Origin of the sequence: Nitratidesulfovibrio oxamicus, assembly GCF_015731765.1 — a bacterium.
Lineage (GTDB): Bacteria > Desulfobacterota > Desulfovibrionia > Desulfovibrionales > Desulfovibrionaceae > Cupidesulfovibrio > Cupidesulfovibrio oxamicus.
The window spans coordinates 1-2,484 of record NZ_VRYY01000379.1 but is presented as its reverse complement, the minus strand read 5'-3'; the positions used below and the strand labels follow the sequence as shown (position 1 = coordinate 2,484).

Annotated in this window: 3 protein-coding genes; all 3 read right to left on the bottom strand. The window is 68.3% G+C overall.

Annotated features, from left to right (window positions below):
* Window positions 1-252 precede the first annotated feature (252 nt).
* Window positions 253-600, bottom strand: coding sequence for a 50S ribosomal protein L19 (gene rplS / locus FVW20_RS12500; protein ID WP_035068551.1), 348 nt, complete (start codon window positions 598-600; stop codon window positions 253-255).
* 55 nt (window positions 601-655) lie between these two features.
* Window positions 656-1,951 (bottom strand): tRNA (guanosine(37)-N1)-methyltransferase TrmD, encoded by a 1,296-nt coding sequence (gene trmD / locus FVW20_RS12495; RefSeq protein ID WP_196609875.1) that lies wholly within the window; start codon window positions 1,949-1,951, stop codon window positions 656-658.
* A gap of 16 nt (window positions 1,952-1,967) precedes the next feature.
* Window positions 1,968-2,484: ribosome maturation factor RimM (gene rimM / locus FVW20_RS12490; RefSeq protein WP_196609874.1), on the bottom strand; the 517-nt coding region annotated here is incomplete at its 5' end.

The window sequence follows — 2,484 nt, the reverse complement described above, 5'->3', positions numbered from 1 at the left end:
ACCCCGCCACGCGTGGAACGCGCGCGTGGGGCGCTGGCGCGGCGAGCGGGCGGTGACATGCGGCCTCCTGCGGATGACGGGACAGGTGGAGCGGGCCGAAACGGAAGGCTGGATGCGTGTGCGGAGCCGGATGGGGGCCGGCCCGGCGCGACGGGAGGCACGGCACATCGCCCGGACAGGGGGATGCGCGTCGCGCCAACGAAAAAAGGGGGGACCGGCGTGCCGGACCCCCCTTGCATGAAGCAGTCTGGCCTAGAAGCGGTTCTTGGGCTTGATGCGCGCGGCCTTGCCCTTGAGTTCGCGCAGGTAGTACAGGCGGCTGCGGCGCACGCGGCCTTCCGTCACCATCTCCACGCGGTCGATGAAGGGAGAGTGCAGGGGGAACACGCGTTCCACGCCCACGCCGTCGGACACCTTGCGCACGGTGAAGGTGCCGCCGGTGGTGCCGCGGTGGATGCGGATGACGTTGCCCTGGAACACCTGGATGCGTTCCTTTTCGCCTTCCACGATGCGCAGGTGCACCTTGATGGTGTCGCCGGACTTGAACTTGGGCAGGTCGAGGCGCAGGTGTTCGCCTTCGATTTTCTTGATGATATTCATGCTCGTGTCTCCCTTGGACCGGAGTTTTTCGCTATCGTGGGTTCGCCGGTTCCGCCTAATAGCAGTCGCCGAGAATCCTGTCCATGATGATGGCGGCGGCGGTGCGCACCGAAAGGTGGTTGTACCCGTCCATCCACCGGACGGGCCGCAGGGTGCCGTCGCACGCCGCCACAAGATGCGGCGACAAGCCGTGGCCGGTGCCGAACAACAGCAGCACCGGGCGTTCCGCGAGGATGGACCTTACCTGACCGACGGTCGTGTCGCCCGCGCCGCGCGCACTGGTTGCGATCACCAGGGGGCGCTGGCCCGTGCGGCGGGTAATGTCGTCCACCGCGTCCTGCACCGTATCGGCGCCTCGCACCAGCCCGAGCGCCTCGCCCCTGTCGGGGTTTGCCGCAAGGCCCGGCCCCTCCGTCCAGTGCCGGAGAATGCCGTCGAGCAGTCGCCGCTGGTCCTCGATGGGGGTCACGATGTAATACCCGCCGAGTCCATACGTGCAGGAACAGCGGCCTATATCGTGAATGTCGAGGTTTGTCAAAGACACCGCCACCGATTTTTTTTCCTTGTTCAAAACCGGGTAGTGCACCAGCGCGCAATGCAGGTTGCGTCCGGCCCGTTCCACGGTCTCGGCGGCCTTGTGCCGCAAGAAGGTCATGTCGGTTTCGGTCAGCGGGGCTTCCGGCAGCAATTCGGGCCGCAGGCGCAGGGTGGCCGCCAGCGACTGCTCGCGCCGCCACGCGGCGATGCGGCCATGGTCGCCGGAGCGCAGCACGTCGGGCACGGGCAGCCCCTCGAACACTTCCGGCCTGGTGTAGTGCGGGTATTCCAGCAGGCCTTCGGAAAAGCTTTCGTCCTCGCCCGATTCTTCCTTGCCCATGAATCCGGGCACCAGCCGGGCCACGGCCTCGATGACGTTCAGCGCCGCCGTTTCGCCGCCGTTGAGCACGAAATCGCCCACGCACACCGGCTCTATGTCGAACAGTTCCTCAATGCGCGCGTCGAATCCTTCGTAGCGACCGCACAGGATGGCCACGTGCTCTTCGCGGGCCAGTTCGCGGGCCAGCTGCTGGGTGAAGCGGCGCCCGCGCGGGGCCATCATCAGGATGCGTGCCTTTGGGGCGTCTTCACGCAGGGCGCGCAGGGTGACGGCCAGCGGTTCCGGCAGCATGACCATGCCGGGGCCGCCGCCATAGGGACGGTCGTCCACGGTGCGGTGGCGGTCGGCGGTGGCGTCGCGCGGGTTGCGGAAGGAAAAGTCCACGGTGCCCGACTCGCGCGCCTTGGCCATGAGCCCGGCGGACAGGGGCGAGTCGAAGAATTCCGGGAACAGGGTGACCAGGGAGAAGTGCATGGCTGCTGCCTGGGCGCTATGCGCCGCCCGTTCCTGCTGGATTCCCGGTGCCTGCGGACTCCCCGGGCCCGCTCGGTCCGGAGACATCCGCATCAGGCTTGCGGGCGGCGGATTTTTCCGGCGCCTCCAGGTACAGTTCGATCAGCCCCGGCGGCGGGGTGATGCGCACCTCGCGCGCGTCGAGGTCGATGGAGGCCACGAATTCCTCCACGGCGGGCAGCAGCACTTCCTTGCCGTCGGCGGTGCGGATGGACCACACCTCCTGCCCGCCGGGCATCTGCACGTCATCAAGGGTGCCCAGCATCGTGCCCGCGTCGTGCAGCAGCACGCGCAGGCCCAGCAGTTCGTGCAGGTACACCTCGTCCTCGGCGGGTTCGGGCAGGCGGTCCTTGGGCACCAGCACGTGCATGCCGCGCAGGGTTTCCGCCGCGCTGCGGTCGGCGATGCCTTCGAACAGAACCAGCGGGCGACCCTGATGGCGCCGCACGGCGGCCACGGTATGGGGGCGGGGCGCGCCGCGCCCGGGGCGCAGC

What these genes read in the sequence shown, in the direction of transcription:
- rplS (WP_035068551.1), bottom strand. Translation starts at nt 600, where the DNA reads ATGAATATCATCAAGAAAATCGAAGGCGAACACCTGCGCCTCGACCTG.
- trmD (WP_196609875.1), bottom strand. Translation starts at nt 1,951, where the DNA reads ATGCACTTCTCCCTGGTCACCCTGTTCCCGGAATTCTTCGACTCGCCC.